The sequence below is a fragment of the Ensifer sp. MJa1 genome (genome assembly GCF_037026475.1).
Classification (GTDB): Bacteria; Pseudomonadota; Alphaproteobacteria; order Rhizobiales; family Rhizobiaceae; genus Ensifer.
In genome coordinates, this window is record NZ_JAKUMO010000017.1 from 121,221 (window position 1) to 147,224 (window position 26,004).

The 26,004-nt window shown below is 62.9% G+C and carries 30 protein-coding genes; 19 read left to right on the top strand and 11 right to left on the bottom strand.

Going from position 1 to position 26,004, the window contains the following annotated elements; all coding sequences use genetic code 11:
* Positions 1-45: 45 nt before the first annotated feature.
* The 7 genes from MKZ91_RS21700 to hemP form a co-directional block, all read right to left on the bottom strand.
* Entirely contained in the window at positions 46-480 is a 435-nt protein-coding gene (locus MKZ91_RS21700; RefSeq protein ID WP_336173105.1) for a hypothetical protein, read from the bottom strand.
* Between the two features lie 118 nt (positions 481-598).
* Positions 599-967: a hypothetical protein gene (locus MKZ91_RS21705; protein ID WP_336173106.1), complete on the bottom strand. Its 369-nt coding sequence runs from the start codon at positions 965-967 to the stop codon at positions 599-601.
* Between the two features lie 217 nt (positions 968-1,184).
* Positions 1,185-1,976 (bottom strand): heme ABC transporter ATP-binding protein, encoded by a 792-nt coding sequence (locus MKZ91_RS21710; protein ID WP_336173107.1) that lies wholly within the window; start codon positions 1,974-1,976, stop codon positions 1,185-1,187.
* 9 nt (positions 1,977-1,985) lie between these two features.
* Positions 1,986-3,110 (bottom strand): FecCD family ABC transporter permease, encoded by a 1,125-nt coding sequence (locus MKZ91_RS21715; RefSeq protein ID WP_336173108.1) that lies wholly within the window; start codon positions 3,108-3,110, stop codon positions 1,986-1,988.
* Complete coding sequence (locus MKZ91_RS21720; RefSeq protein ID WP_336173109.1) at positions 3,097-4,047, bottom strand: heme/hemin ABC transporter substrate-binding protein; 951 nt, start codon at positions 4,045-4,047, stop codon at positions 3,097-3,099. Before MKZ91_RS21720 ends, MKZ91_RS21715 begins: the two co-directional genes overlap by 14 nt.
* An 11-nt stretch (positions 4,048-4,058) precedes the next feature.
* Positions 4,059-5,120, bottom strand: a complete 1,062-nt coding sequence (locus MKZ91_RS21725) for a hemin-degrading factor (RefSeq protein ID WP_336173110.1) — start codon at positions 5,118-5,120, stop codon at positions 4,059-4,061.
* Positions 5,121-5,130: 10 nt separating this feature from the next.
* The gene (hemP, locus tag MKZ91_RS21730; protein ID WP_336173142.1) at positions 5,131-5,265 is read right to left on the bottom strand and encodes a hemin uptake protein HemP; all 135 of its coding nucleotides are present in this window, start codon (positions 5,263-5,265) and stop codon (positions 5,131-5,133) included.
* Between the two features lie 255 nt (positions 5,266-5,520).
* Here hemP and MKZ91_RS21735 point away from each other — a divergent pair, with 255 nt between their 5' ends.
* The 5 genes from MKZ91_RS21735 (at position 5,521) to MKZ91_RS21755 (ending at position 8,193) form a co-directional block, all read left to right on the top strand.
* Positions 5,521-5,958, top strand: coding sequence for a hypothetical protein (locus MKZ91_RS21735; protein ID WP_336173111.1), 438 nt, complete (start codon positions 5,521-5,523; stop codon positions 5,956-5,958).
* A gap of 63 nt (positions 5,959-6,021) precedes the next feature.
* Positions 6,022-6,936: a TonB family protein gene (locus MKZ91_RS21740; RefSeq protein ID WP_336173112.1), complete on the top strand. Its 915-nt coding sequence runs from the start codon at positions 6,022-6,024 to the stop codon at positions 6,934-6,936.
* 212 nt (positions 6,937-7,148) lie between these two features.
* A complete protein-coding gene (locus MKZ91_RS21745) occupies positions 7,149-7,562 on the top strand; it encodes a DUF2325 domain-containing protein (protein ID WP_336173113.1) in 414 nt (137 codons plus the stop codon).
* Positions 7,563-7,599: 37 nt separating this feature from the next.
* Positions 7,600-7,869, top strand: a complete 270-nt coding sequence (locus tag MKZ91_RS21750; RefSeq protein WP_336173114.1) for a hypothetical protein — start codon at positions 7,600-7,602, stop codon at positions 7,867-7,869.
* Positions 7,870-7,878: 9 nt separating this feature from the next.
* Positions 7,879-8,193 carry an antibiotic biosynthesis monooxygenase family protein gene (locus tag MKZ91_RS21755; RefSeq protein WP_336173115.1) on the top strand — a complete coding sequence of 105 codons (315 nt, stop codon included), beginning with the start codon at positions 7,879-7,881 and terminating at the stop codon, positions 8,191-8,193.
* 110 nt (positions 8,194-8,303) lie between these two features.
* Here the strand turns inward: MKZ91_RS21755 and MKZ91_RS21760 are convergent, their stop codons facing one another.
* Entirely contained in the window at positions 8,304-8,672 is a 369-nt protein-coding gene (locus MKZ91_RS21760) for a DUF423 domain-containing protein (RefSeq protein WP_336173116.1), read from the bottom strand.
* Between the two features lie 6 nt (positions 8,673-8,678).
* The gene (locus tag MKZ91_RS21765; protein ID WP_336173117.1) at positions 8,679-9,071 is read right to left on the bottom strand and encodes a globin domain-containing protein; all 393 of its coding nucleotides are present in this window, start codon (positions 9,069-9,071) and stop codon (positions 8,679-8,681) included.
* Positions 9,072-9,213: 142 nt separating this feature from the next.
* Between MKZ91_RS21765 and MKZ91_RS21770 the strand changes: the two genes are divergently transcribed.
* Positions 9,214-9,774, top strand: coding sequence for a TetR/AcrR family transcriptional regulator (locus tag MKZ91_RS21770; protein ID WP_336173118.1), 561 nt, complete (start codon positions 9,214-9,216; stop codon positions 9,772-9,774).
* Between the two features lie 114 nt (positions 9,775-9,888).
* The gene (locus MKZ91_RS21775) at positions 9,889-10,230 is read left to right on the top strand and encodes a DMT family transporter (RefSeq protein ID WP_077960058.1); all 342 of its coding nucleotides are present in this window, start codon (positions 9,889-9,891) and stop codon (positions 10,228-10,230) included.
* A gap of 17 nt (positions 10,231-10,247) precedes the next feature.
* Here the strand turns inward: MKZ91_RS21775 and MKZ91_RS21780 are convergent, their stop codons facing one another.
* Positions 10,248-11,270, bottom strand: a complete 1,023-nt coding sequence (locus MKZ91_RS21780) for a substrate-binding domain-containing protein (protein ID WP_336173119.1) — start codon at positions 11,268-11,270, stop codon at positions 10,248-10,250.
* Positions 11,271-11,634: 364 nt separating this feature from the next.
* On the opposite strand from MKZ91_RS21780, the gene MKZ91_RS21785 reads away from it, so the two are divergent.
* From MKZ91_RS21785 to MKZ91_RS21810, 6 genes are all read left to right on the top strand, one after another.
* Entirely contained in the window at positions 11,635-12,897 is a 1,263-nt protein-coding gene (locus MKZ91_RS21785) for an ABC transporter substrate-binding protein (protein WP_442892325.1), read from the top strand.
* 115 nt (positions 12,898-13,012) lie between these two features.
* Complete coding sequence (locus tag MKZ91_RS21790) at positions 13,013-13,996, top strand: carbohydrate ABC transporter permease (protein WP_336173120.1); 984 nt, start codon at positions 13,013-13,015, stop codon at positions 13,994-13,996.
* Positions 13,996-14,826, top strand: coding sequence for a carbohydrate ABC transporter permease (locus tag MKZ91_RS21795; RefSeq protein ID WP_336173121.1), 831 nt, complete (start codon positions 13,996-13,998; stop codon positions 14,824-14,826). Before MKZ91_RS21790 ends, MKZ91_RS21795 begins: the two co-directional genes overlap by 1 nt.
* Before the next feature lie 12 nt (positions 14,827-14,838).
* On the top strand, positions 14,839-15,867 hold the full coding sequence (locus tag MKZ91_RS21800) for an ABC transporter ATP-binding protein (RefSeq protein ID WP_336173122.1): 1,029 nt from the start codon (positions 14,839-14,841) through the stop codon (positions 15,865-15,867).
* Between the two features lie 106 nt (positions 15,868-15,973).
* Positions 15,974-16,765: a ThuA domain-containing protein gene (locus MKZ91_RS21805; protein WP_442892326.1), complete on the top strand. Its 792-nt coding sequence runs from the start codon at positions 15,974-15,976 to the stop codon at positions 16,763-16,765.
* A gap of 5 nt (positions 16,766-16,770) precedes the next feature.
* Positions 16,771-17,814, top strand: a complete 1,044-nt coding sequence (locus MKZ91_RS21810) for a Gfo/Idh/MocA family protein (RefSeq protein WP_336173124.1) — start codon at positions 16,771-16,773, stop codon at positions 17,812-17,814.
* Between the two features lie 202 nt (positions 17,815-18,016).
* Here the strand turns inward: MKZ91_RS21810 and MKZ91_RS21815 are convergent, their stop codons facing one another.
* Positions 18,017-19,321 carry an alpha/beta hydrolase gene (locus MKZ91_RS21815; protein WP_336173144.1) on the bottom strand — a complete coding sequence of 435 codons (1,305 nt, stop codon included), beginning with the start codon at positions 19,319-19,321 and terminating at the stop codon, positions 18,017-18,019.
* Between the two features lie 316 nt (positions 19,322-19,637).
* On the opposite strand from MKZ91_RS21815, the gene MKZ91_RS21820 reads away from it, so the two are divergent.
* From MKZ91_RS21820 to MKZ91_RS21845, 6 genes are read left to right on the top strand one after another with little or no spacing between them, the layout of a single operon-like run.
* Positions 19,638-20,693, top strand: a complete 1,056-nt coding sequence (locus MKZ91_RS21820) for a dipeptidase (protein ID WP_336173125.1) — start codon at positions 19,638-19,640, stop codon at positions 20,691-20,693.
* A gap of 47 nt (positions 20,694-20,740) precedes the next feature.
* On the top strand, positions 20,741-22,381 hold the full coding sequence (locus tag MKZ91_RS21825; protein ID WP_336173126.1) for an ABC transporter substrate-binding protein: 1,641 nt from the start codon (positions 20,741-20,743) through the stop codon (positions 22,379-22,381).
* 42 nt (positions 22,382-22,423) lie between these two features.
* Positions 22,424-23,485 carry an ABC transporter permease gene (locus tag MKZ91_RS21830; protein WP_336173127.1) on the top strand — a complete coding sequence of 354 codons (1,062 nt, stop codon included), beginning with the start codon at positions 22,424-22,426 and terminating at the stop codon, positions 23,483-23,485.
* The gene (nikC, locus tag MKZ91_RS21835; protein ID WP_336173128.1) at positions 23,482-24,414 is read left to right on the top strand and encodes a nickel transporter permease; all 933 of its coding nucleotides are present in this window, start codon (positions 23,482-23,484) and stop codon (positions 24,412-24,414) included. The genes MKZ91_RS21830 and nikC overlap by 4 nt, the downstream gene beginning before the upstream one ends.
* The gene (locus tag MKZ91_RS21840) at positions 24,411-25,244 is read left to right on the top strand and encodes an ABC transporter ATP-binding protein (RefSeq protein ID WP_336173129.1); all 834 of its coding nucleotides are present in this window, start codon (positions 24,411-24,413) and stop codon (positions 25,242-25,244) included. Before nikC ends, MKZ91_RS21840 begins: the two co-directional genes overlap by 4 nt.
* Positions 25,241-26,002, top strand: coding sequence for an ABC transporter ATP-binding protein (locus tag MKZ91_RS21845; RefSeq protein ID WP_336173130.1), 762 nt, complete (start codon positions 25,241-25,243; stop codon positions 26,000-26,002). The genes MKZ91_RS21840 and MKZ91_RS21845 overlap by 4 nt, the downstream gene beginning before the upstream one ends.
* The last annotated feature ends 2 nt before the right edge of the window (positions 26,003-26,004 follow it).

Below are 26,004 nucleotides of genomic sequence, written 5' to 3' on the forward strand. Positions count from 1 at the left end.
CAGGGCTTCGCGCTCTCGGTTCAAAGCCCCTCGGTCATCGACGTCTCAATCATCCTGCTGCCTCCGGCGGCGCTTCTTGCCCGTGCCGAGCAAGGCACCGATGGCAATGGCCGTGGCGACGGCGAGCAGCGGCTGCTTGCGCAGGATGCCGGCGGCGGCCAAAAGCGTCAGATTGGTTTGCATGGCGGTGCGGCGGCGACGCTCTTCCTGAAGCCGACGATCGCGGCTCTGCAAGGCCATGAGGATGCCGATCAGGATCAGTGCCGTGACAACCAGCGAAACCGCAAGAGCTGTGGCAGCGACGACAGGGGAATAGAGCGTGCTGAGAAAAAGGAAGCTGGCCGCCAGCGCGAAAACATAGGCGGTAGCAAGCAGCAGCCCGATGACGACCCACAGGGCTGCGTTGCGCTTCACACGTGAGGCGGTGGCGCCGATATCGGCGGCCAACAGGCTTGCGAGGGCTGCCGTCAATGGTCCCATGCTTGCTCCTGATTGCTGGCGGTGTCGGACGGCAGGTCCGTTGCCTGCCGGTCCGGTTTGATGGTGCAGGCATTTCTATCGGGCGCGCCCATCCGCTGCCCATGCCTGCATGCCCAAGTCAGCGGCGAAGGAGGGCCGCTATCGCCAGGCCGATCAAGGCTGCGGCGCCGAGCGTTGCAAAGGGATGTTCGCGCACGGTCTGGCGGACCTGCTTTTCAGTGCCGGCGTAACGCTCGCGCAGCTCGGCCAGCATTTCCTCGCCGCTTGCCAGCAACTCCTGAATTCCGGCCTCGGCCTGCTCGCGTGCATCATGCGCCTTGCTGCGCGCTTCCTTCGATGCCGCGGAGCCGCGCTCGGCGAGCAGGGCGACGAGCGTCGCCACGTCGTTGCGCAATTCGCTCAGCTGTTCTTCGACAGAAATCTCGGACAGCTTGCCGTTGCTCTTTGCCGAGCGTGCGGACGAACCTGAGAAGAGGCCTGGGGACATGATCGATACTCCCTTTCACCGATGCGCCGACCGCAAAGCGGTCGGCGCTGTTTCGGGCAGCCGACAGGGTACAACCACAATCCCATGTCGGTGCTTGAGGAGAACAACGCACAAGTGCGGAAATTGTTTCGTTAAATCTTGACCTTGGGCCGAAACCCGGGATTTCGGAGAAATGGCGCCGGTTCTTTGACCGTTGCGCGAATTCCTGGTGCTGGCGTCAGAGCGACGCCATTTGCGGCAGGACGAACGGTACGTGCGCCGGCGGCGTGGCGCCGACCTGCATGCGGCAGCCGAAGACGGCTTCCATGATCTCATCGGTCAGGACCTCGCGTGGTGTGCCGCAGGCGCGCACCTTGCCGGCCTTCATCATCACCATCCGATCGGCAAACATCGCCGTCAGGTTGAGATCGTGCATGACGGCGACCACGCCGCCGCCGCGTTCGCAGAACTGACGCGCAAGCTGCATGATCCCGAGCTGATGGCGGATATCGAGGCTGGACACGGGCTCGTCGAGCAGGAGATAGCGCGGCTCGCCGTCGCTGACCGGATCGGTGATCTGGCAAAGGACGCGGGCGAGCTGCACGCGCTGTTGTTCGCCACCGGACAGTTCCTGGTAGAAGCGGCCTGCAAAGCCGGCGAGATCCACGGCCTCCAACGCCTCGGCGCAGATGCGGTCATGCACGGCGGGGTCTGAATTGACGCCGGCTGCAAGGCCGAGCCGGACCACTTCGCGCACGGTGAAGGGGAAGGAGATGACGGTCGATTGCGGCAGCACGCCGCGCAACAGCGCCAGTTCCCAGGGCTTCAGGCCGCGCAGGTCGCGGCCATTGATGCGGATCGTGCCGTTGGACGATGGCAATTCGCCTGAAATCGCCTTCAGTGTTGTCGTCTTACCGGAGCCGTTCGGGCCGACGATCGCCGTCAGGGCGCCGGGCAGTGCTTCGAGCGAAACGCCGTTGATGACCTGTCGCCCCGCAAGACGCACGCAAAGATTGGAAACACTGATCATGGTGATCTCTCAGAACCCCAGGTTTGACCGGCCGCGCAGCAGGATCCAGAGGAAGAAGGGCGCGCCGATAAAGGCGGTGACGATGCCGATTGGCAGTTCCGCCGGGGAGACGATGGTGCGGGCGATCATGTCGGCAAGGATCAGAAGCGTGCCGCCGAGCAGCGCCGAGGCGGGCAGCAGATAGCGATGATCCGGGCCGATGACGAGGCGCAGCAGGTGGGGCACGACGATGCCGACGAAGCCGATGCCGCCGCTGACGGCGACGGACGCACCGGTGGCAGCCGCAACGCTGACGATGGCGACGTTCTTCAACCGCTGTACGGGAATGCCCATGTGGAAGGCCGCAGCCTCGCCAAGCGTGATGGCGTTCAGCCCGCGGGCAAGGAATGGCGTCACCGCGAGCGAAGCCAGGATGATCGGCGCGGCGGCGGCAATCTTCGTCCAGTTGGCTCCAGCCAGCGAACCCAGGCCCCAGAAGGTCAGATCACGCAGCTGCTTGTCGTCTGCCATGAACACCAGCACGCCGGTGACTGCACCGGTGAGTGCGCCGAGCGCGATGCCGGCAAGTAGCAGGGTGGCGACCGACGTCTGGCCGCCGCGGGTGGCGATGCGGTAGAGCAGCAGCGTCGTGGCAAGGCCGCCGGCGAAAGCCGCAACCGGCAGCGCGTAAAAGCCGAAGAGCGCGAAAAGCGGCCCGAAGGTGGCGGTGCCAAGTACGATCAAAAGGACGGCACCGAGGCTTGCGCCAGAGGAGACGCCAACGAGGCCGGGATCAGCCAGCGGGTTGCGGAAGAGGCCCTGCATGACGACGCCGGAAACGGCGAGCGAGGCACCGACCAGCATGCCGAGGACTGCACGTGGCAGGCGAATGTCGAGAATGATGATGCGATCGCGAACACTCAGGGCCTGGTCGGCATCGGCGGCGCCGACCAGCCAGCGCAGCACGTTCGGCAGCGACGCATCGGCAGCACCCGTCATGATCGAGCCGACGAAGATCGCAAGCGCAAACACGACGAGGGCGGCGATGACGAGACGCGCCAGCCGCGAGCGGTTGCCCGCGCGCCACTCTTTGCGGATATCGGCGGCGAAAGCCGGCAGGCGCATGCCGCGGTCCAACGCCTCACTGCGAGGCATTGGCCTTCTTCCCGTAGATGGCGGTGTTCAGGTCGCGCACCGCGCTTGCCGTGCGTGGGCCAAAGCCGAGCAGGTGCAGGCCGTCCATGCGGATCAGCGCCTTGTTCTTGGCTGCAGGCGTGAGGCTCATTGCCGGCAGGGCAAAGAGTTCGTCTGCCTTGGCGGAGTGCTCGCCGCCGCGGTCCATCATCAAGACGACGTCCGGCTTGACTTCGACGATCGCTTCGTCGGTGAGCGCCTTGTAGCCGGGGAAGCTGCCGACGGCGTTGACGGCGCCAGCAAGCTCGATGATGCCGTTGGCGGCCGTTCCGGTTCCCGACGCCATGACCTTGCCGCCCTGGGTGCTCAAGATGAACAGCACGCGTTTGCGCTCGCTTTCGGGACGGGCAGCACCCTCTGCGACGGCCGCATCGAGATCGGCCTCGACAGACTTCGCCAGCGTCTCGGCCTTCTCCTCGACGCCGAGGAAGGCACCGACGGCACGGATCTTGGCGGGGATGCCGGCCTTGTCGAAGGTCTCGGGCACGCTGGCAAAGGCGATATTGGCTTCCTTCAGCACGGCGAGCGCTTCAGGCGGGCCGCTGCCTTCAACCGCGAGGATCGCGCTCGGGTTGACAGCGATGATGCCTTCCGGTGCGAGCTGACGCATGTAGCCGACATCCGGAAGCTTCTTGGCCGCTTCCGGATAGGTGCTGGTCGAATCGCGGCCGACCAGGCGGCCTTCCTCGCCGAGCGCATAGACGATCTCGGTGACCGCTCCGCCGACGGAAACGACGCGTGAAACGTCGGCCTTCTGCATATCCTCGGCCATGGCCGGCCGGATGAAGGACGGCGCGCCGGGCGCGAAGGCAGGCAGCAGGAACGGCGCCGAAAGGGCGAAGGCGGCAAGCGCCAGTTCCCAACGGCGCAGGCGGCGGAAGTCGAGACCGGTGATCATATTGAGTTTCCTCAGGCAGCAACTGTCGTTTCGAGGCGCGGCAGGCCCTCGGCGATCGAGCGCCATTCGGGACGCTCCGCGAGACCTTCCTTCCGCTTGCCGAAGAACTGGATGATCATCTCGCCCTTGGCGTCGAGCGCCTCGATCGAGGTGACATGGCCGTCGGCAGTCGGCTTGCGCACGGCCCAGAGCTCGGCGATGTGGTCGGTGCGCAGGTGCAGGTGGAAGGTCGGGTCCATGACGTTCAGCCAGGGGCCCATCGGTGCGATCTTTTCGATCGGGCCGGAGTGGATCTGGATCATGCCGCGATTGCCGACAAAGCACATGATCGGCAGTTCGACCTCGGCGCTCGCGCGCATCATGGCTTCGACGCTCGACGGATCGAGCTGCCAGGCGAAATCGTCACCGATGTTGGTGAGCGCCTGGCGCCGGCCGATCTTCAACTTGCGCAGCATGCCGTGGAACTGGTGCGTGTCGGTCATCTTCGTCCAGCGGTCGCGCAGTTCGGCGACGTCGACCACGGTTTCCGGCTTGTCGTCGCCAGCCGGAACGCTCGCGTCTGCGGTAAACTCCTGCGACTGGTCCTCGAGGCGGAAATCAGCGACGATCTTGTCATAGGCCTCGACATTCGAGGCGGCGCGCAGGTGCACCTTGTGCACCGCATTGCCCCACTTGTCGAAGAACTGCAGGCTCTTGCGGGCCTCGCCGCTGTCGTCGGTCTTCGTCACGGCAAAGGCGTGGGCCCAGGCGCTCGGGAAGACGCGCAGGTCGATCTGCTCGCCAAGCACGATGCTGGCCATCTCGCCGGTGGTGATCTTTTCGTAGACGCCGATCTTTTCGTGCACGGCGCTTTCGTTGCGGGTCAGCGCCATCACTTCACCGAGGTCTTCGACGCGCGACAGGAACCGGTTGGCATCGGCATCGATGCGCACGGCGGTCAGCCCACATTCTGCCGCAACGAGAGCAGCCTCGGATACGCCCAGCTGGGCTGCGATATCACGCTCGCGCATCTTCGGGTTCTCGGCGCGGTAGGCGCGGATTTCAGAAGGAGTGGGGCGGAGGCTCTCGGTCATTTTCGTCTGCCTATTTGTTCAGGATCAGTTTGCCTTGGCGGGTGATCTTCATGCGGTAGATCGCGCCGTCGTGGGAAATGAGGATCTCGTTTTCGCTGCCGAAGAGTTCGCGGCTTTCGATAATCCGTTGCCCGCGCCCTGCCAGCGTCGGCAGTTCAGATGGGCGGGCGAGATTATTGTCGTTGCTCACTGCGTTTCGGCCGTTTCGAGGGGCAGGCCGCGCTGGATTTCCCCGCATTTCCTGCCGTGCAATTCGTTTACTATCTTGACTTCATTACTCATATTTATTTATGGACGCAATACCGGACTTAAGAACTCAAGTTAGTTGTTGCCGGCTTGTGGACAAGGGGCGTGCGAGCTTCGTTCGATGGTGCGCTCAATCCTTTGGAGTGATGACGATATGAAGCTTTCCAGCCTCCCGATTGTTTCCGTTGCCTTTGCGGCCCTGCTGGCCGCAGGCGCAGTCAAGGCGCAGGAGGCTGCGCCGGCCGGAGGTCTGTCGATCGAGCTCAATGAGGTTGCGCCGTCGCAGAAGGGCTGCAAGCTCACTTTCGTCGCCGGCAATGCTTTTGCCCAATCGCTCAGCAAGGTTTCGTTCGAGTTCGTGATCTTCGATCAGAAGGGGCTGGTCGAACGCATGGCGGTGCTCGACTTCCGTGATCTTCCCGCCGGCAAGACCAAGGTTCGGCAGTTCGATCTGCCTGGTACCAATTGCGATGCGGTAAAGAGCCTGTTGATCAATGATGCCCCGGCCTGTGTCGGCGACGGGGTTCAGCCGGGTGCCTGCATGAGCGGGATCAAGACCGGCTCGAAGTCGGCGGTCGAACTCAAGGGTTGAGGCGGGGCCGCACGATCTGAGCATGGAACATGCGTCGCCAGGGGCGACGAAGGTAAGGCTGCAATGAAGCGTATCGTTTTCTGGACCGGGGCGGCTGTCATTTCGCTCGCAACGCACGGCGTCGTTCTGGCGACGCTGTTCGGCTCCTCGCCGCCACAGGACGAGCCCGACTTGATGATTGGTGGTGTTACGACAGAGGTCGCCATTCTCGGCGACGCGTTCGCGGAAACACTGCAGGCCGGAGACCCCTCGGAAATTGTCGAGCCGACCGAAGATGTGCCCGATGAGGTGAAGCCGGAAGAAATTACGCCGGTCGAGGACGTCACCTCGACTACACCGGAAATCGTCGCCGAACAGCCGCACGATCTGGTTGCCACGGAGGCGGACGTTATTCTGCCGGCCGAGGAAATGCCGGCCTTGCAGGTCGCCGAAGCGGTCGTGACGGCAAGCGTTGCGCCGGTCGAAACGGTGGTGCCGGAAGAGAAGCCGGAGATCGAGGAGCCGAAAAAGGAAAAGGTTGAAAAGCCGGAGCCGAAAAAAGAGCCGGTCAAGAAGAAGAAAGTGACCCGCAAAAAGGCCGGCGACAAGGGTGAGCAGGCGCAGACCCAGGTCAAGGGACAGGCGGACGGCGAAATCAACGGCAACACGACGGCTGCGACCGGCCAAGGGCAAGCGGCAGCGGTCATCGGGAACGCAGGCGTTGAAAACTACAAGGGCAAGGTTCGTTCGAAGGTTCTGCGCGCGTTCAACAGGAAGGCACGCAGTATCCGCAGCGGCGAGGGCGATGCCGCGACCGTGGTGTTTGTCGTGGCGGCCAACGGCGGCTTGGCGAGCGTCAATCTTGTCCGCAGCTCCGGGTCAGATCGCCTCGACAAGGCTGCCATCGATTCGGTTCGTAGTGCCGCACCCTTTGCTGCCTTCCCGGCCGGCTCGGGTAAGAACAGTTGGAGCTTCACCGTTCCCATGTCCGTTAACTGAGGGCAGGACGTGATGCCCCCGCGTGCGGTCGCGATGGGGATTTTTCCTTCCAAAAAATATGATGAAAAAAGTCATGTTTATACTTTACTCCGATTTTCAAGTTTAATAGGTTGCGCTCGTCACGCAGCCGTAGGGTGTGTGTCGAGAGGATTTCCCGATGCGACCGGTTGCCAGTGACAACCCTTGTCGCACGATGAAACGGAGAGGATTGCATGCGCGGCAAGCGTCACCAGAATGCGGCAAAGAATGGCAAGGGTCGCTCGGACTCGGAACCGGCCGAGACTCGCCAGGCAGCCGGAAAGGCGACGCTCGAAGGGCGCAGCTTCCTATATGTCGGCGGCCGTGATTGTCAGGTGGCGCACCTCCGCGAAATCGCCAGCTCCTTCGGTGCCGAACTGCTGCACCATGATGGCGGCCTGCGTGAGGCGGTTTCGCGCATCGACCGGGTGCTTCCCTCCGTCGATTGCGTCTTCTGCCCGATCGACTGCATCAGCCATGACGCGTGTCTTCGCGTGAAGACCGGCTGCAAGAAGTGGGGCAAGGCCTTCGTGCCGCTGCGCAACGGCTCGAAGTCGAGCCTGGAGCGGGCGCTGCAGGACCTCACCACCGGCCGTGACGAACGATAACCCCTCACGTTACTCCCGAGACAGACAGAGTTTGCAAATGAACGAAGAACGTCCTGACCTGTGCATGATGATCGGTCTGCACAAGCTGGCGGCGCAGCAGGGCGATGGCCTGGTGCCCGAACTCTATGAGATCCTGACGCGCCGGGCACGAAAGCTCGACGAGCACACCAATGTCGCTGAGTTCCCGACCTGGCAGGCCCGTCCGCCGGTTCGCGATCCGCTCGGGCTTGCAGAGCCGAAGGAAGGAACTATCCTCGCCTTCCCGCGTGCAGCAAACGACGCTGCCCGCAAGAAAGAAAGCGCCTAGGAGGCCAGCATGTACGTCGCCATGAACCGTTTCCGGATTGCCATCGGCCACGAAGAAGCTTTCGAAGCCGTCTGGAAGGGGCGCGATTCCAGTCTCTCGGAAATGCCGGGCTTCGTTTCCTTCCATCTGTTGCGCGGCGACAGCGTGCCGGAAGAAGGCTACACGCTCTTCGTCTCGAACTCGGTCTGGAAGGACAGGGATTCCTTTTCGGCCTGGACGAAGTCGGAGAATTTTCGCGCGGCTCACAAAAGCGCCGGCGACAACAGGGCGATGTATCTCGGCCCGCCGAAATTCGAAGGATTTTCGGCCGTCGAAGGCGCCTGATCCGATTGCTTTGCGGGACGGAAGTGGTCCTGCGGAAATGACGCAACGGCTCTAGCCGAAAGGTCTTCACCTCCCGGATGGCTGCCTCCGGGAGGTGAATGCGTTTGGGACTAGGCCGTCTTTCTTGGCAGGAAAGCGCCGAGCGAGATGGCGATCCAGCCGGCCATGATAGTCGTGCCGCCAAGTGGCGCCGACATCGGGAACAGGCCCTGGCCGGTCACGTGGCGCATGGCGAGATCTGCCGAGAACAGCGCCGTTCCCAACGCGATCAGCAGGGCCGCAGCCGGCGCGGTGCGAAAGCTCGGCCAAGCGGCATAGAGTGCAACGAGCGCCGGAGCGTGTGCCAGGCACATGGCGGAAATGCCGGCGAGCAGCCGCGGGTCGGTGCCGTGCGAGGCGCCGGCAGCGCTGACAACGCCGGTCAGGCCCATCAGGCCGGCAACAAAAAGCGTCGTTGCACGAAATCCGCTGTGCGACATCGAAGATTATTCCTTGTTCTGCATATGAAAGGCGAGGCGGGTGATCGGCTCGAGGATGATCTCACGGAGCTTTGGGTGGGCGACGGTCTCTTCCAGCGCGCGGCTAAAACACAGCAGCCATTCGTCGCGCTCCCCGGGCCCGATTTCGGCGACGAAATGGCGGCGGCGCAGCATCGGATGGCCGCGTTTCTCGACATAGATGGGCGGGCCACCGAGCCAGCCGGTGAGATACTCGTAAAACTTCTCTTCACTGCCGGAGAGGTCGGGCGGATGCACGGCACGGCAGCGGGCGGCCTCCGGCAGCGTGTCCATCAATTCATAGAAGCGGCGGGTCAGCGCCCGCACCGTCGGGTCGCCGCCAATCGCTTCGTAGAGTGTGGTGGTTTCCGTTTCGGCCATGGTCCATGTCCTTCGTTCCTGCGGTCCTAGCGCGCGGGGCGCGGCCGAACAATGGTTTTTGCACGTGCTGGTTTGCGGCGTTTCATCGCGCTTTGTGCGGTAGGTCTTGACAAACCGTCCAGACGGTATCTTTATACTGGGCATGACAGAAGCTCATCGCCGCAAGAAACAGCCGGAACATGTGCGCCAGCAATTGCTGGAGGTTGCCGCGCGCCTTTCGCACGAGCAGGGGATCTCGGGCGTTACGCTTGATGCCGTGTCGCAGGCCGCGGGCGTGAGCAAGGGCGGGTTGCTGCACCACTTTCCGAACAAGCTCGCGCTTCTCGACGGGCTGTTCGACGATCTGGTGAGCCGTTTCGACCGCGAGATCGAGGCGGCGATGGCGCGCGATCCGGTGGCGAAGGGGCGCTTTACCCGCGCCTATATCGACGTCTGCTTCGCGCTCGACCCCGCGACCGACGTGCCGGGTTGGCGCATGCTGACGATCGCGCTGATCGCCGAGCCGCATCTGAAAGGCCGCTGGCGCGACTGGGTTGCGCGTCGATCAGCGGAGTTTACGGAGACGGACGGCGCTACGGGCTGCGTGCTCGCGCGCTTTGCCTGTGACGGCGTGTGGCTGGCCGACCTGATGCAGAGCCACGACCTCGATGCCGTAGCGCGCGCCGGTCTTGTCGCCAATCTCAAGGCGCTGTCGGCGCAGTAGATCTCTTTGCTTCATCGAAACATCGAGATGACCTAACACTTTGAAACAACGCAATTCCAGAGCTAAGGCCCGTTCATCCTGGAAAAGCGCTTTCGATCGGAATGGAGACCACCCATGAACCCCGCCATGCTCTACACCGTGCTGGTCGCAGCGATCGTCTTCGAGGTGCTCGGCACCTCGGCGATGCAGGCGGCGCAGCATTTTACCCGGCTGGGGCCGACGGTGCTGATGGTGGTCTGCTACGCGATCGCCTTCTTCTTCCTGTCCTACACGCTGCGCTTCATCCCGGTCGGGATCGCCTATGCAGTCTGGAGCGGCCTCGGCATCGTGCTGATCTCGCTGGTCGGCTACTTCGCCTTCGGGCAGAAGCTCGATCTCGCGGCGATCCTGGGGCTGGGGCTGATCATCGCCGGCGTGGTGGTTCTCAACCTCTTCTCCAAGTCGACCTTCCACTGACGCGATCGCATCCGGCCTCAGCCGTTCTGCGGCGGCGGTGCCGTCGATTCACGCAGGATCAGTTCCACCGGCCAGAGCTCGTGCACCTCCTCGGTCGGCCTGCCTGACAGAAGCTGCAGCACCAGATCGGCCGAGCGCGCGCCGGCGGCGCGCATCGAGGAGCGTGTCGCCGAGAGCGACGGCACCATGTTTTCCGCCGTCAGGTAGGGGAACACGTCGTCATGGGCGATGACGGAAACCTCGCGGCCGATCTCAAGACCCATCGACCGGGCGGCCCTGTAGATGCCGAGCGCCGTCATCATCGAGCCGGCGACAAAGGCGGTCGGGCGCGGGGTCTGTTCGAGGAAGGAGCGAGCGAAGCGAAAGCCGAGCTCGTCGGTGAAGTTGCCGTGGGCAACCAGGCGCGGATCGAAGGGGATGCCGCGCGCCTCCAGCGCGTCGCGATAGCCCTTGTCGCGGTGGAGCGAGAAGGTTCGGCCCTGCCGGCCGTTGATCATGGCGATGCGACGATGGCCAAGGTCGATCAAATGCGAGGTCGCGCGGCGGATCGCGCCCTCGTTGTCGATGTCGAGCCAGGCATGCGGCACGTCGATGTCGGAGCGGCCGTGCACGAGGAAGGGCATGCCGAGCTTGTGGAGGAGGGCGATGCGTTCGTCGTTGGGTTCGGGCGAATGCACGATCACGGCATCGACGCGACCGCTGACAGCGAGCCGACTGTAGAGCTGGATTTCGCCCGTCGGGTTCTTGTCATCCATCGGGCTGACGAGGATGTCGATGTCCTCGGCGCCGAGCCGTTCGGCGAGGCCCCCCATGAATTCGGAAAAATGAAATTCGCCCGATCGGCCCATGACGACGCCGATGGCGCCGGCGCGGCCAGTGACGAGCCTGACGGCATTGATGTTCGGACGATAGCCGAGGCGTGCTGCCTCTTCGGCCACCCGCTTGCGTGTCTTTTCGCTGACTTCGGGGTAGCCGCTCAGCGCGCGGCTGACGGTCGTCGGCGAAAGGCCCAGTTGTTGCGCGAACTCCCTCAGCTTCATTCTGTCTGCGTATCCTCAACCCTGGCCCGGTCCCAGAAATATACACCTTCCGTTCCCGTAACAATCGGTTTGTCGAGCGGATCCGGGGTGACGCCCTTTCACGCAAATGTCCCAAACCGTTTTAAATTTTTGAGCAGCCCCTTTGATTTTACGGGTTCTTAGGTTGGGCGCTCACGGAACTCCAGACCGTAGGTGCCTATTGAAATATATAGGATATTTTCTCATTTACACAGCCATTCCTGCTTTCAAGACGAATGGATTGACAGCTTTTCCGTCTTCTGCCAACCTTTGACGTAACCAAACCGTTTTCGAATTTGCGGAGGAGCAAGCGAACGGTTGAGGGGAGAGCAGGAGGAGACGAACCATGAAAACCATGCTGAATGCCTTAAGCTTTTGCGCTGCGATCGTTGCCGCTGATGCGGCTGCCGCTGCCGAGATTTCGCTGGCAGCCAACACGACCGGCAAGAACGTCAATTTCATCCGCGAGCAGCTTGCGATCTTCGAGAAGGAGACGGGGCACAAGGTGAGCCTAGTCACCATGCCGCCGTCGAGCAGCGAGCAGTTCAGCCAGTACCGGCTGTGGCTTGCCGCCGGAAACAAGGACGTCGACGTCTACCAGACCGACGTCGTCTGGGCGCCGCAGTTGGCCGACCAGTTCGTCGATCTGTCGGAGGCGGCAAAGGATGTCGTCGGGCAGCACTTCCCCTCGATCATCGCCTCGCAGACGGTCAACGGCCGCCTCGTGGCATTGCCGGCCTTCACCGACGCGCCGGCGCTCTACTACCGCAAGGACCTGCTCGAAAAATACGGCAAGGTGCCGCCGAAGACCTGGGACGAACTGGCTGAAATCGCCAAGGAAATCCAGGAAAAGGAACGCGCCGCCGGCCAAGCCGATCTCTGGGGCTATGTCTTCCAGGGCAACGCCTATGAAGGGCTGACCTGCAACGCGCTCGAATGGATCAAGTCATCGGGCGGCGGCCAGATCGTCGAGCCCGATGGCACGATCTCGATCAACAACGAGAAGGCGGCCGCTGCCATCGACCGGATCAAGGGTTGGGTTGGCACGATTTCGCCCCAGGGTGTGCTTGCCTATCAGGAAGAGGAATCACGCGGCGTCTGGCAGACAGGCAACTCCGTCTTCATGCGCAACTGGCCCTATGCCTATGCGCTCGGCAATGGCGACGACAGTGCGGTCAAGGGCAAGTTTGCGGTAGCCCCGCTGCCGACCGCGACCGATGGCGACCAGCCGTCCTCGACGCTTGGCGGCTGGAACGTGGCCGTCTCCAAATATTCCGACGATCAGGAAGCGGCAATCGCGCTTGCCAAGTTCCTCTCGTCAGCCGAGGTGCAGAAGCGCCGGGCAATCGAACTCTCGAACCTTCCGACCGTTGCCGCGCTCTATGACGACGCGGAGGTCGCCAAGGCCCAGCCGTTCATGCCGGCCTGGAAGCCGATCTTTGAAAGCGCCGTGCCGCGGCCGTCGGCCGTCACCAAGGTCAAGTACAACGAGGTTTCAGCCAAGTTCTGGGGTGCGGTTCACAATTCGCTCTCCGGCAACGGCACGGCTGCTGAGAACCTCGAACTGCTCGAAATCGAACTCACTGAGATGAAGGGCGACAGCTGGTGATCCTCCCGGGGGCGAGGGGAGTGTCTTCGGGCCTCCCTTCGCTCCACCGAGCCATCGCCATTCCTCTCCGATCAACCGCTCGGCAGTGCGCCGAATGGCAAGGGTGAGTATAGACATGACCGATCTTTCCCTCGCGGAGCCACCCTCCGCACTTGAGAGCGGCGGCAGGATCCGCTCCGACCTCAACGCCGAGCGCGTCCGCTCCGCCTGGATCTTTCTTGCACCGACCCTTCTGGTGCTCGCGCTCGTGGCCGGCTGGCCGCTTGTCCGCACCGTCTATTTCAGTTTCACCAACGCCTCGCTGACCAACCTTGAAGGGGCCGAGTTCGTCGGCTTCAAGAATTACCTTACCTGGATCACGCTGAAGAGCGGACGCACGGTCTTTAATGGGCTGCTTGCCGATCCCGCCTGGTGGAATGCCGTCTGGAACACGCTGAAGTTTTCGGCCGTTTCCGTCACCATCGAGACGGTGCTCGGGCTGATCGTGGCCCTTGTGCTGAACGCCCATTTCCCGGGCCGTGGGCTGGTGCGCGCGGCGATCCTGATCCCCTGGGCGATCCCGACCATTGTTTCTGCCAAGATGTGGGCGTGGATGCTCAACGACCAGTTCGGCATCTTGAACGACCTCATGCTCGGCCTTGGGCTCATCAGCCACAAGATCGCTTGGACGGCCAATCCGGAGACGGCGATGGTCGCGGTTCTGATCGTCGACGTCTGGAAGACGACGCCGTTCATGGCGCTGCTGATCCTTGCGGGGCTGCAGATGGTGCCCTCAGACATCTACGAGGCGGCCAAGATCGACGGGGTTCACCCGCTCAAGGTCTTCTGGCGGCTGACGCTGCCCTTGATCCGGCCGGCCCTGATGGTCGCGGTGATCTTCCGCATGCTCGATGCGCTGCGCATCTTCGATCTCATCTACGTGCTGACGCCCAACAACGCGAAGACCAAGACCATGTCGGTGCTGGCGCGCGAGAACCTCTTCGACTTCGACAAGTTCGCCTATGGCGCCGCTGCCTCGACGATGCTGTTCCTGATCATTGCGGCGATCACGGTGGCCTATATGTGGTTCGGCCGGGTTAATCTTGAGGGAGAGCGCTGATGGTTGCCACCCTTGCCAAGCGCACGGCGTTCTGCGCCCTTGTCGTTGCCATCATCGTCATGGCCGTCTTCCCGTTCTACTACGCGGTGCTGACGAGCTTCAAATCCGGAACGGCATTGTTCCGGGTCGATTACTGGCCGACCGAAATCTCCTTCGACAACTACGCAGGGATCGTCACGAGCAGTGGCTTCCTGCGCAACCTTGCCAACTCGCTGATGGTCGCGACCATCGTCGTCGGCGTGTCGTTGCTGCTTGCGGTCACCGCGGCCTACGCGCTGGCGCGGGTGCGTTTTCGCGGCCGCGGGCTCTTGCTTCTGACGATCCTGTCGGTGTCGATGTTTCCGCAGATCGCCGTGCTTGCGGGCCTGTTCGAGCTGATCCGCGCGGTCGGTATCTTCAATACGCCGCTTGCCCTGATCTTTTCCTACATGATCTTCACGCTGCCTTTCACCGTCTGGGTGCTCACCACCTTCATGCGTGACCTGCCGGTCGAAATCGAGGAAGCGGCGATCGTCGATGGCGCCACGCCCTGGGTCATCATCGTCAGGGTGTTCATGCCACTGATGTGGCCGGCGCTAGTGACGACGGGGCTGCTCGCTTTCATTGCCGCCTGGAACGAGTTCCTGTTCGCGCTGACCTTCACGTCATCCGACAGCCAGCGCACCGTGCCGGTCGCGATCGCGCTGCTTTCCGGCAACAGCGAATACGAAGTCCCGTGGGGCAACATCATGGCCGCATCGATCATCGTCACCGTGCCGCTCGTGGTCCTCGTACTGATCTTTCAGCGACGGATCATCTCCGGGCTCACGGCCGGCGGCGTCAAGGGATAAGGGGAGGAAAAAATGGCAGAACTTCAATTGCGCAACGTGCGCAAATCCTTCGGCGCCTTCGAGGTGATCAAGGGGGTCAGCATGGACATCCGGGCCGGTGAGTTCATGGTCTTCGTCGGGCCGTCCGGCTGCGGCAAGTCCACGCTCCTGCGCCTGATTGCCGGGCTCGAGGAGATCACGTCGGGCACGCTTTCCTTCGACGGGCAGGTGGTCAACCAGCTTACGCCGTCGAAGCGCGGCGTTGCGATGGTGTTCCAGTCCTATGCGCTCTACCCGCACATGACGGTGTTCGAGAACATGTCCTTCGGCATGCAGCTGGCGGGCAAGGACAAGGAGCAATGCAAGAAAAGGGTCGAGGCAGCAGCCGAGATGCTACAGCTCACCCCCTATCTCAAGCGTCTGCCCAAGCAACTCTCGGGCGGCCAGCGCCAGCGCGTGGCGATCGGCCGGGCAATCGTGCGCGATCCCAAAGTCTTTCTCTTCGATGAGCCGCTTTCCAATCTCGACGCGGCGCTACGCGTCGCGACCCGCATCGAGATCGCCAAACTGCATCGCAGCATGCACAAGACAACGATGATCTATGTCACCCACGACCAGGTCGAGGCGATGACACTGGCTGATCGCATTTGCGTGCTACGGGATGGGCTGGTTGAGCAGATCGGCACGCCGCTCGAACTCTACGAGAGCCCGAACTCGGTCTTTGTCGCTGGTTTCATCGGTTCGCCGAAGATGAACTTCCTGACCGGCGCGCTGGCCGCGCCCTATGATGCCCACACGATCGGCATCCGGGCCGAGCATCTGGAGATCAGGCTAAGCGACGGCAGGTGGTCGGGAACGGTGGTGCATTCCGAAATGCTGGGATCCGATAGCTACATCTATCTCGATATCGGAGCCGGCGAACCGGTCATCGTGCGCGAAGGCGGCACTTCACTTCACCGGCCGGGTGAGACGGTCCAGATCTCACCGATCGGCGACAACATCCACCGCTTCGATGCGTCGGGGCTGGCGCTTGGCCGGGCCCCGATGAGAGGGGCAGCCTGACGGCTATCCCCAGATCGAACGGTTTCGAGCTTCGGGGTCGCCAATTCGTGGGCGACCCCATCCATTGTAAGACGACATGCCCGAAAGGGCGAAACACCCAAGGAGAATGACCGTGCCTATCAGAACAGTTGTTTGGGGCGAGAATATCCACGAACAGACCAACGAGTTCGTCCGCAGCATCTACCCGAACGGGATGCACAACACGATCGCCGCGGCGCTGAACACCGAAGCCGACATCGAGGCGACGACGGCGACGCTGCAGGAGCCGGAGCACGGGCTTAGCGTCGAGCGTCTGGCCAATACCGACGTGCTTTTGTGGTGGGGCCACAAGGACCACGGCGCCGTGAGCGACGAGATCGTCGAGCGGGTCGCCAAGCGGGTCTGGGAGGGCATGGGCCTGATCGTGCTGCATTCCGGCCATTTCTCCAAGATCTTCAAGCGCCTGATGGGCACGCCCTGCGCCCTGAAGTGGCGTGAAGCCGGCGAGCGCGAACGCGTCTGGGCCATCAACCCGCGCCATCCGATCGCCGAGGGGATCGACGAGAACTTCGTGCTCGAGAACGAGGAGATGTACGGCGAGCAGTTCTCGGTGCCGGAACCGCTCGAAACCGTGTTCATCTCGTGGTTTGCCGGCGGCGAAGTGTTCCGCTCGGGTCTCACCTGGCGTCGCGGCGCCGGCAACATCTTCTACTTCCGCCCGGGGCATGAGACCTACCCGACCTATCACGATGCCAACGTGCAGAAGGTGCTGCGCAATTCGGTGAAGTGGGCCTACAACGCCGACAACCGCTACACGGCGATCCATGATGCGCCGAATGTGCCGGTCGAAAAGGCGCTGGAGCCGATCGTCGAACGTGGCCCGCGGCTGCACCAGGCCGGCGAAGCAGGATACAGGTGAGCATCATGCGTCTTCTTGTAGTTGGAACCGGCGGCATGGCGAACAGCCATGCCCAGGCCTTTGCCAAGATCGAAGGCGTCGAAATGGTCGGCGCCGTCGATGTGGATCCGAAGCGTGCCCAGGCTTTTGCCGACAAGCACGGGATTGCCAACACCTTCACCTCGCTCGACGAGGCGATCGCCTGGGGCAAGTTCGATGCGGCGACGAACGTGACGCCCGACAAGGCGCATTACCCGACGACGCTGGCGTTGCTTGCCGCCGGCAAGCATGTGCTGTGCGAGAAACCTCTTGCCGAGAACTACGCCAAGGCGGCGGAGATGGCTGAGGCCGCCGAGCGCTCCGGTCTGGTGACCATGGTCAACCTCACCTACCGCAACGTCGCGCCCTTGCAAAAGGCACGGGCGATGGTGCTTACCGGTGAGGTCGGCAAGCTGCGCCATCTCGAGGCGTCCTATCTGCAGAGCTGGCTCGTCTCCAAGGCCTGGGGCGATTGGGCGACGGAATCGCAATGGCTCTGGCGGCTCTCGACCAAACACGGTTCGAACGGCGTGCTTGGCGATGTCGGCATCCATATCCTCGACTTCGCCGGCTATGGTGCCGGTACCGATGCGTCGCGGATTTTCGCGCGGCTGAAGACCTTCGACAAGGCGCCAGGCAACCGCATCGGCGAGTATGATCTCGACGCCAATGACAGCTTCGTCATGACCGCCGAGTTCGGCAATGGCGCCATGGGCGTCGTCCACGCCAGCCGCTGGGCAACCGGGCATCTGAACGAACTGCGGCTCCGTCTGCACGGCGACAAGGGCGCGCTTGAAGTGGTGCACACGCCCGATGGCTCGACGCTGCGCGCCTGCCTCGGTGCCGATGTCGAAACGGCGACCTGGCGTGACGTCGACGCCGGCACCGTGCCGACGAACTATGAGCGCTTCGTTGCAGCCGTCCGCAAGGGCAAGACCGAAGAGCCGGGGTTCCGCCATGCGGCGAACCTGCAGAAGGTCTTGGACCTTGCAATGGTGTCGGAAGCCGAGCGGCGCGAACTGCCGGTCTAGCGCATCCTGCCTTCAGGTGGACTCACTTTAGGACGGAAAGATGCTCTAGAATCAAAGTCCTACTGCATGTTTTCTTAAATCGTATTCGGTTTAACGACAAAAACATGCAGCAATTCAAAGTGCTACAGCGACCTTTGCGCGTCTGATAAGACGCGCGGCGCTGTAGTGCGTCCTTTGTGCGTTCGTATGAACGCACGGCGCTCTAACGAGAATGGCGGTCGGGGGTGTTGCTTTTGGCAGCCCCCCCGCTTTCCGGCGGTATCCAAGGGGTCACCGCAGAGCCGACCGTGTTTTCCATCGATTGGCCGAGACGCCGCACCTGCGCGTCATAGTTCTTGCGGGTGTTCGGATCGAAAATCATGATCGGCGTCGATACCGCCAGGCTCGCGGCACTGCCGACCGTCTGCGTGGCACCCAGCGTGACGGCGCCGAGCCGTTCGCCGAGCCCGACATCGGAATCGGTCACGGTCTGGCCGGCAATCAGCCGGTTGCCGAGCAGGCGCACGACTTCGGGGCTTTCGGCAAACTTGCCATGGTTGAGCTTGTCACCACCCTTCAGCGCCGTCAGATCGATGACGCTGATGCCGGCCTGTTCCAGCTGCGTGCGGTAGGGTTCGGCGGTCGGATCGATCTGCCCGAGCCGGTCGACATTGCCGGAAATGCGCCTGGACAAGGTCAGCGCCCGGTCGTCGCGCGACACGAACAGCGTGAATTTCGGGCGTTTTTCGCCCATGACGCGGAGCTGCTGGCCGAAGACATCGACGTCGAGATCGGGCGAGGCCAGGATGACGTCGGTGATCTTGGGCGCGATGCGTCCGTCGCGGATCGCCATCTGGCGCAGAGCCTCCACCGTCAGCCACGAGCCCATGGAATGGGCCATGACGGTGATTTCACCGACCTCAGGATTGCTCGATGCGCGCCGCAGCAGTTCCTCCAGCGCGTCGCGCGAATAGTTGGTGCTTTCCTTGTCGTAATTGTAGTCGAAGATGCTGGCGCGCGAGGGCCAGGTGAAGATCACCGGGGCAACATCCGTGCCGCTATCGTGCACGATCTGAGCATAGCGGTAGACCGCATCTTCGTAACGATTGTTGAAACCATGGACGAAGATCAGCACGCGCCGGGTCTTGGGAAGGTTACCCTTGAGCCAGCTCTGAACGTCGTTGCCCTGCTTCAACGGCGTTACGCTGACGGTGGAGAAATCACGCTCCGGGTTGGCCGGAAGCTTCTTCGGCCACTGTACCAGACCGACTTCGCGGTTCTTTTCCGGCGGGATCGAAACGACGATTTCCGTGAGCGACAGTTCGGCCGCGCGCTCGCCGCTGAAGAGCACGCCTGGCTCGGCCGACGGGGCGCGTGTGGTCGCGACCATCAGATCGACCTCGGAAGCACCGCTCGTGGTTCCAGACGGCACGAGCACGCCTACAGGGCGGCCGGCACAGGCGGCGAGCGCGGCGGCGAATAGCAACGTCGCGGCGATGCGGCTCCAGTGCCCCTTCGAGCCTGCAATGGAAAACGGACGCGGCAACCAACCCCCCAGTGCCGCATCATGCGGCGCGACAGCCCGATCATTCGGGCCGGGCTATCTCCATGCATTAGAAACGCCAGATTTTCATCCCTCAGCTGGCGTCCTGGCGGCGATTGGCCCGCTTTTGCCAATAGCGATGCGGCAATCATGCAACATTTCGCTACAGGCGGACCTGGGTAAAACCCCCTGATATTCATTGAAAAGGCATTGGCCATTTACTAGCATCGCCGCGACTTCTTCCGGGCGCGTCGAAAGGCGACGCGTCCGATCTCCCTGAAATGACAAAGGAAATTCAGGAATGCAGGCGGTATTCGATGGCCACAACGACGTGCTTCTGCGCCTCTGGCAGAACGCCCGAAAGGGCGCCGACCCGGTGCGCGAATTCGTCGACGGCGTCGACCAGGGTCACATCGATGCGCCGCGTGCCAAGGCGGGCGGTCTCGTCGGCGGCCTCTCGGCAATCTACGTGCCTTCTGGCGATCTGATCCTGCAGCCGCCAGGCGAAAACGGTCACTACCAGACGCCGCTCTCCGCGCCGCTCGAGCACCTGCCGTCGCTCTCAACTGCGATGGAGCTTGCCGACATCGCCGTCCGCCTCGACCGGGCAGGCGCCTGGAAGCTCTGCCGGTCGACCGCCGAAATTCGCAGGGCAATCGAGAAAGGCGTCTTTGCCTCCGTTCTCCATATGGAAGGCTGCGAGGCGATCGGCGCGGACCTTTCGGCGCTCGAAACCTTCTATGCTGCCGGCTTGCGTTCGCTGGGCCCCGTCTGGAGCCGTCACAATGTCTTCGGCCACGGCGTGCCGTTCTCCTATCCGATGTCGCCGGACGCGGCGCCGGGATTGACCGATGCCGGTTTTGAGCTCGTGCGCGCCTGCAATCGCCTCGGCATCCTGATCGATCTTGCCCACATCACCGAGCAAGGTTTCTGGGACGTCGCCAAGACCACGAACCAGCCGCTGGTCGCCAGCCATTCGAACGCGCATGCGCTGACGCCGGTTGCGCGCAACCTGACCGACAGGCAGCTCGACGCCGTCAGGGAAAGCAAGGGGCTCGTCGGGCTGAACTACGCCACGACGATGCTGCGCGCCGATGGCCAGGAGAATGCCGCGACGCCGCTTTCCGACATGGTCCGCCATGTCGACTATCTGGTCGAACGCATGGGCATCGACTGCGTCGCGCTCGGATCGGATTTTGACGGGGCCACGATCCCCGCGGAGATCGCCGATGCGGCGGGCAATCAGGCGCTCATCCTGGCGCTGAGGAGCGCCGGATATGGTGATGCCGAACTGGCAAAGATATGCCGGGAGAACTGGTGGAGAGTTCTGGGGCAGGCTTGGCACGAGGCTGCCTGAACCATGAAGAAGAGCCTCTTAAGGGGCATAAACGAGGGAACTGCAAAATGATGCACAAGCTCAACGGACGTCTTCGTCTTCTGACCGCATCGGCGGCGCTGGCCATGGTCATGGCCGCATCGGCGCCGGCCTTTGCCGAGACACCGAAGGACACGCTGGTCGAAGCTTTCGCGATCGACGACGTCATCACCATGGATCCGGGCGAAGCCTTCGAGCTGACCGCTGCCGAAATCACCGGCAACACCTACAACATGCTGGTGCGCCTCGACATCAACGACACCTCCAAGGTCGTCGGTGATCTCGCCGACAGCTGGACGGTTTCGGAGGATGGCCTGACCTACACCTTCAAGCTCAAGTCCGGCCTCAAGTTCGCTTCCGGTAATCCGATCCGCGCAGAAGACGTCGCCTGGTCGTTCGAGCGTGCCGTCAAGCTCGACAAGAGCCCTGCCTTCATCCTCACCCAATTCGGTCTGACCGGTGACAATGTTGCCGAAAAAGTGAAGGCCACCGACGAAAACACCCTGGTGTTTACGGTCGACCAACCCTATGCGCCGAGCTTCGTGCTCAACTGCCTGACCGCGACAGTTGCCGCCGTGCTCGACAAGCAGCTGGTGCTCGACAACGTCAAGCCGGTCACGCCGACCGACGACTACAAGTACGACAACGACTTCGGCAACGAATGGCTGAAGACCGGCTATGCCGGCTCCGGCCCGTTCAAGCTGCGCGAATGGCGCGCCAACGAAGTCATCGTGCTTGAGCGCAACGACAACTACTATGGCGAACAGGCAAAGCTTGCCCGCGTCATCTATCGCCACATGAAGGAAAGCTCGGGCCAGCGCCTGGCGCTTGAAGCCGGCGATATCGACGTTGCCCGCAACCTCGAGCCCGGCGATCTCGACGCCGTCACGAAGAACGCGGATCTCGCCGCCACCAGCGCGCCCAAGGGCACGGTCTACTACATCAGCCTCAACCAGAAGAACGCGAACCTCGCAAAGCCTGAAGTGCGCGAAGCCTTCAAGTATCTGGTCGACTACGACGCGCTCGGCTCGACGATCATCAAGGGCATCGGCGAGATCCACCAGAGCTTCCTGCCGAAGGGCGTGCTCGGCGCTCTCGACGAGAACCCCTACAAGCTCGACGTCGCCAAGGCGAAGGAACTGCTCGCCAAGGCCGGCCTTGCCGACGGCTTCACCGTCACCATGGACGTGCGCAACGGCCAGCCGGTCACCGGCATTGCCGAATCCTTCCAGCAGACGCTCGGCCAGGCCGGCGTGAAGCTCGAAATCATTCCGGGCGATGGCAAGCAGACGCTGACGAAGTATCGTGCCCGTAACCACGACATGTATATCGGCCAGTGGGGCATGGACTACTTCGATCCGAACTCCAACGCCGAAACCTTCACCAGCAACCCTGACAATTCCGACGAAGGCAAGAACAAGACGCTTGCCTGGCGCAATGCCTGGGACGTTCCGGAGCTGACGAAGAAGACCAAGGAAGCCCTGCTCGAGCGCGACAGCGCCAAGCGCGCCGAGACATACAAGGAGCTGCAGAAGACGGTGCTTGGCGAAAGCCCGTTCGTCATCATCTTCCAGCAGACCGAAGTCGCCGGCTACCGCGGCAACGTCAAGGGCCTGAAGCTCGGTCCGAGCTTCGACACCAACTTCGTCGCCGGCATTACCAAAGAATAAGCCGTCTCGAAGGAATAAACCGAAAGGATCGTTCCCTTGAGCATGAGCGGAACAGGGACCGTGGACGGGCGCAAACGCGCCCGTCCCGGCAAGATCGTGGCGGCAGTGCTGCGTTTTCTCGTGGTCGTGCTGACGACCTATCTCGGCCTTCTGGCCGTCACCTTCTTCATCGGCCGGGTGATCCCGATCGATCCGGTTCTGGCCGTCCTCGGCGACCGGGCGCCGCAGCATGTCGTCGACAGGACGCGCGAGGCGATGGGGCTGAACCTGCCCCTTTACCAACAGTTCTTCATCTATGTCCGCCAGGCGCTGACGGGTGATTTCGGCGTATCCGTGCTGACGACCAATCCGGTCATGACCGACATCCGCCGCGTCTTCCCGGCGACGATGGAGCTTGCGACGCTCGGCACGCTGATCGGCGCCGTCTTCGGCGTGCCGCTCGGGGTGCTTGCCGCCGTCAAGCGCGGCAGCATCGCCGACCAGATCGTGCGCGTCATCGGGCTTGTGGGCTATTCGGTGCCGATCTTCTGGCTGGCGCTCCTGTCGCTGCTGGTCTTCTACGCGCGGCTGAAGTGGGTCGCCTATCCCGGCCGTATCGACATCGTCTTCGAATACACCTTCACGCCGATCACCGGCTTCTACCTGTTCGACGCGCTCTGGCAACGGCAGTGGGATGTGCTCTGGGATGTGTTCCGCCACATCATCCTGCCGGCCTCGCTGCTCGGCTATTTCTCGCTTGCTTATATCAGCCGCATGACGCGCAGCTTCATGCTTAACGAACTGCAGCAGGAATACATCGTCGCGGCACGTGCCAAGGGACTGTCGGAGACGCGGATTATCTGGGGACATGCGCTCAGAAACGCTGCCGTCCCGCTCGTGACGGTGATTGCGCTTTCCTATGCCGGCCTGCTTGAGGGTTCGGTGCTGACGGAAACCGTTTTTGCCTGGCCTGGCCTTGGCCTCTACATCACCAACTCGCTGCAGAATGCCGACATGAATGCCGTGCTTGGTGGCACCATCGTCATCGGCTCGGTCTTCATCGGCATCAATCTCTTGTCCGACCTTCTCTATCGGACGCTCGACCCGAGGACGCGCCAGCGATGAGTACCGTTACCCAGACACGTCCGATGACGCGGCGCGAATGGCTTTTGTCCGATCGTCCGCAGTCGCGCACGCAGGCCCGCCTCGGTCGCGCCTACATGACCTGGCAGCGCTTTGCCGCCAACAAGCTCGCCGTTCTCGGCCTCATCATCCTGTTGGCGCTGGTCTTCGTCGCCGCTTTCGCCGATCTTCTGGCGCCGCATTCGCCCTATATCGGCGATCTCGCCAATGCGCGGCTGTTGCCGCCAGGGACCCCCGGCTATCTGCTCGGCACGGATGATCTCGGCCGCGATATCCTCTCGCGGCTGATCCATGGTTCGCGGCTGACGCTTGCCGTCGTCCTGCTCGTCGCCATCATTGCCGCGCCGATCGGGCTCATCGTCGGCGCTGTCGCCGGCTATGCCGGCGGCTGGGTCGATGCGGTGCTGATGCGCATCACCGACATCTTCCTCGCCTTCCCGAAACTGGTTCTGGCGCTCGCCTTCGTCGCAGCCCTCGGCCCGGGCATCGAGAATGCGGTCATCGCCATCGCGATCACCTCCTGGCCGCCCTATGCGCGCATTGCCCGCGCCGAAACGCTGACGGTGCGCAACTCCGACTATATCGCTGCGGTCCAGCTGATGGGCGCGTCGCCGACCCGCATCGTCTTCCGCCACGTCATGCCGATGTGCATGTCGTCGCTGATCGTGCGCGTGACGCTCGATATGGCCGGCATCATCCTGACCGCCGCGGGCCTCGGCTTCCTCGGCCTTGGCGCCCAGCCGCCGTTGCCGGAATGGGGTGCGATGATCGCGTCGGGCCGCCGCTTCATCCTTGATCAATGGTGGGTGGCGACCATGCCTGGGATCGCGATCCTGATCGTCAGCCTCGGCTTCAACCTGCTCGGTGACGGTCTGCGCGACGCGCTTGACCCGAGGGAGAGCGGCCAATGAGCGCGCTTCTGACAGTCGAAGACCTCAAGGTCTCGTTCCCCACGCGCACCGGCCTCGTAGAGGCCGTGCGCGGTGTCTCCTTCACGCTCGGCCGCGAGCGCCTCGGCATCGTCGGCGAAAGCGGCTCCGGCAAGTCGCAGACGGGCCGGGCGATCATGGGGTTGACGCCTGCCCACGCGCAGGTGACGGCAAAGCAACTGTCCTTCGACGGCATCGACCTGCTTGCGGCCCCGCCGAAAGTTCGCCGGGACCTCCGGGGCAAACGTATTGCCATGATCCTGCAGGATCCGAAGTACTCGCTGAACCCGGTGATGAGCATCGGCCGGCAGATCGTCGAGACGCTCAGGCAGCATGAGAATGTCGGCCGAGGCGAAGCGCGGGAGAGGGCGCTTGAGATGCTCTCGGCGGTGCAGATCCGCGATCCGAAGCGTGTCTTTGATCTCTATCCGCACGAAGTTTCGGGCGGCATGGGCCAGCGCGCGATGATCGCCATGATGCTCGTTGCCGGGCCGGAGCTTCTGATCGCCGACGAGCCGACCTCGGCGCTTGACGTCACGGTGCAGCTCGAAGTGCTTGGCATCCTCGACAAGCTGGTGGCCGAGCGCGGCATGGGCCTGATCTTCGTGTCGCATGATCTCAGGCTGGTCTCGTCCTTCTGCGACCGGGTGATCGTCATGTATGCGGGCAGGATCGTCGAGGAACTGGCAGCCTCGGAGCTTGCCAATGCCAAGCATCCCTATACCCAAGGTTTGCTGAACTGCATGCCGGCGATCGGCTCCGATCGCCATCCGCTGCCTGTTCTCGACCGCAAGCCGGAGTGGGCGCAATGACATCAGCCGTTTCCGTCTCAAACCTCACCGTCACCTATGACGAGTTCAAGGCGCTGAACGATGTCAGCGTCGAGATCGCGCCGGGTGAATCCTTCGGCCTCGTTGGCGAATCCGGATCGGGCAAGTCGACGCTGCTTCGGGCGATTGCCGGCCTGGCGCCGGTGACGTCAGGCAGCATCCGCGTCCATGACCGTGTGCTCAAGGGAGCCAAGCGTGACAAGGCCTTCTATCGCGCGGTGCAGATGGTCTTCCAGGACCCCTACGGCTCCCTGCACCCGCGCCAGACGATCGACCGGCAATTGCTCGAGCCGCTGGCGATCCACGGTGTCGCCGACGGCGAACGCCGTATCCTCAGGGCACTCGACGAGGTCGGCCTCGGTTCCGGTTTCCGCTTCCGCTACCCGCATCAGCTTTCGGGCGGCCAGCGCCAGCGCATCGCCATTGCCCGGGCGCTGATCCTCGAGCCTTCGATCCTGCTGCTCGACGAGCCGACCTCGGCGCTCGACGCTTCGGTGCAGGCCGAAGTACTGAACCTGCTCGAGCAGGTCCGGCGTGACCGCAAGCTCACCTTCATCATGGTCAGCCACGACCTCGGCGTCGTCACGCATATGTGTGACCGGCTGGCGGTGATGCAGGGTGGACGGGTTGTCGAGCGGCTGTCTTCGGCGGATCTTGTCGCTGGCCGCATCGGCGAGGACTATACGCGCAGCCTGATGGTGGCGAGCAAGGGCTTCCAGCGCAAGGGCGCCGCTGCCTGACA

Excerpts from the sequence above, each read along its gene's own strand:
- MKZ91_RS21800 (WP_336173122.1), top strand. The coding sequence starts at position 14,839 with ATGGCAGAACTTCAATTGCGCAACGTGCGCAAATCCTTCGGCGCCTTC.
- MKZ91_RS21715 (WP_336173108.1), bottom strand. The coding sequence starts at position 3,110 with ATGCCTCGCAGTGAGGCGTTGGACCGCGGCATGCGCCTGCCGGCTTTC.
- MKZ91_RS21735 (WP_336173111.1), top strand. The coding sequence starts at position 5,521 with ATGAAGCTTTCCAGCCTCCCGATTGTTTCCGTTGCCTTTGCGGCCCTG.
- MKZ91_RS21820 (WP_336173125.1), top strand. The coding sequence starts at position 19,638 with ATGCAGGCGGTATTCGATGGCCACAACGACGTGCTTCTGCGCCTCTGG.
- MKZ91_RS21725 (WP_336173110.1), bottom strand. The coding sequence starts at position 5,120 with ATGACCGAGAGCCTCCGCCCCACTCCTTCTGAAATCCGCGCCTACCGC.
- MKZ91_RS21740 (WP_336173112.1), top strand. The coding sequence starts at position 6,022 with ATGAAGCGTATCGTTTTCTGGACCGGGGCGGCTGTCATTTCGCTCGCA.
- nikC (WP_336173128.1), top strand. The coding sequence starts at position 23,482 with ATGAGTACCGTTACCCAGACACGTCCGATGACGCGGCGCGAATGGCTT.
- MKZ91_RS21785 (WP_442892325.1), top strand. The coding sequence starts at position 11,635 with ATGAAAACCATGCTGAATGCCTTAAGCTTTTGCGCTGCGATCGTTGCC.
- MKZ91_RS21745 (WP_336173113.1), top strand. The coding sequence starts at position 7,149 with ATGCGCGGCAAGCGTCACCAGAATGCGGCAAAGAATGGCAAGGGTCGC.
- MKZ91_RS21710 (WP_336173107.1), bottom strand. The coding sequence starts at position 1,976 with ATGATCAGTGTTTCCAATCTTTGCGTGCGTCTTGCGGGGCGACAGGTC.
- MKZ91_RS21805 (WP_442892326.1), top strand. The coding sequence starts at position 15,974 with ATGACCGTGCCTATCAGAACAGTTGTTTGGGGCGAGAATATCCACGAA.
- MKZ91_RS21795 (WP_336173121.1), top strand. The coding sequence starts at position 13,996 with ATGGTTGCCACCCTTGCCAAGCGCACGGCGTTCTGCGCCCTTGTCGTT.
- MKZ91_RS21780 (WP_336173119.1), bottom strand. The coding sequence starts at position 11,270 with ATGAAGCTGAGGGAGTTCGCGCAACAACTGGGCCTTTCGCCGACGACC.
- MKZ91_RS21755 (WP_336173115.1), top strand. The coding sequence starts at position 7,879 with ATGTACGTCGCCATGAACCGTTTCCGGATTGCCATCGGCCACGAAGAA.
- MKZ91_RS21840 (WP_336173129.1), top strand. The coding sequence starts at position 24,411 with ATGAGCGCGCTTCTGACAGTCGAAGACCTCAAGGTCTCGTTCCCCACG.
- MKZ91_RS21830 (WP_336173127.1), top strand. The coding sequence starts at position 22,424 with ATGAGCGGAACAGGGACCGTGGACGGGCGCAAACGCGCCCGTCCCGGC.
- MKZ91_RS21845 (WP_336173130.1), top strand. The coding sequence starts at position 25,241 with ATGACATCAGCCGTTTCCGTCTCAAACCTCACCGTCACCTATGACGAG.
- MKZ91_RS21770 (WP_336173118.1), top strand. The coding sequence starts at position 9,214 with ATGACAGAAGCTCATCGCCGCAAGAAACAGCCGGAACATGTGCGCCAG.
- MKZ91_RS21705 (WP_336173106.1), bottom strand. The coding sequence starts at position 967 with ATGTCCCCAGGCCTCTTCTCAGGTTCGTCCGCACGCTCGGCAAAGAGC.
- MKZ91_RS21810 (WP_336173124.1), top strand. The coding sequence starts at position 16,771 with ATGCGTCTTCTTGTAGTTGGAACCGGCGGCATGGCGAACAGCCATGCC.
- MKZ91_RS21760 (WP_336173116.1), bottom strand. The coding sequence starts at position 8,672 with ATGTCGCACAGCGGATTTCGTGCAACGACGCTTTTTGTTGCCGGCCTG.
- MKZ91_RS21790 (WP_336173120.1), top strand. The coding sequence starts at position 13,013 with ATGACCGATCTTTCCCTCGCGGAGCCACCCTCCGCACTTGAGAGCGGC.
- MKZ91_RS21750 (WP_336173114.1), top strand. The coding sequence starts at position 7,600 with ATGAACGAAGAACGTCCTGACCTGTGCATGATGATCGGTCTGCACAAG.
- MKZ91_RS21720 (WP_336173109.1), bottom strand. The coding sequence starts at position 4,047 with ATGATCACCGGTCTCGACTTCCGCCGCCTGCGCCGTTGGGAACTGGCG.
- MKZ91_RS21765 (WP_336173117.1), bottom strand. The coding sequence starts at position 9,071 with ATGGCCGAAACGGAAACCACCACACTCTACGAAGCGATTGGCGGCGAC.
- MKZ91_RS21775 (WP_077960058.1), top strand. The coding sequence starts at position 9,889 with ATGAACCCCGCCATGCTCTACACCGTGCTGGTCGCAGCGATCGTCTTC.
- MKZ91_RS21700 (WP_336173105.1), bottom strand. The coding sequence starts at position 480 with ATGGGACCATTGACGGCAGCCCTCGCAAGCCTGTTGGCCGCCGATATC.
- MKZ91_RS21825 (WP_336173126.1), top strand. The coding sequence starts at position 20,741 with ATGATGCACAAGCTCAACGGACGTCTTCGTCTTCTGACCGCATCGGCG.